Genomic DNA, 510 nt, shown 5'->3' with positions numbered 1-510 from the left:
GCACACGGTTGATCCCACTGGGAGTCGGTGTAGCAAAGAACGACCGAGTCTCCCCAGATACTTTCAGGGGTAACCTTTTTATCTTCGCTTCGCTTGCCGAAATCCGCTCGGCCTTTTGCGATGATGACCTTGTTAATTCTGAATAGCTTCGCAAGGTTTGCCTCGTCAACTTTTTTTATCAAGTTAGCTTCTCCCAGATACTTTAAAAGTACCGGATGGTATTCAAGAGCATCATAGACGGCCTCGCTGAGCACCATCGTATTGGGCCGGAAAAAACATTCTTTTATCGCCGCGTTGATCGCTTCAACGGGATTGCCTCCTGCCGTATCGGATGCTCCAGACCATTTGTGTTCCGCTTTCGTACCTTTTCCTGAAAGCTTTGTATTTCGGCCGTCCAAATTGGTAACTAAATCGGCAATGCGCTTTTCTTGCGCAAGCTCAAGCTTTGTTATCAAAAGTTCGGTTTTACGCCGCTCCCACAATTTGAACGGCCCGTCTTGAAATTCCAAA

Annotated in this window: 1 protein-coding gene; it reads right to left on the bottom strand. The window is 47.3% G+C overall.

Annotated features, from left to right (window positions below; translation table 11 throughout):
• Positions 1 to 510: hypothetical protein (locus HGH47_RS12285; RefSeq protein ID WP_432912775.1), on the bottom strand; the 510-nt coding region annotated here is incomplete at both ends.

The organism is Treponema sp. OMZ 805, assembly GCF_050937395.1.
Lineage (GTDB): Bacteria > Spirochaetota > Spirochaetia > Treponematales > Treponemataceae > Treponema.
This window is presented reverse-complemented; position numbering and strand designations above follow the sequence as displayed.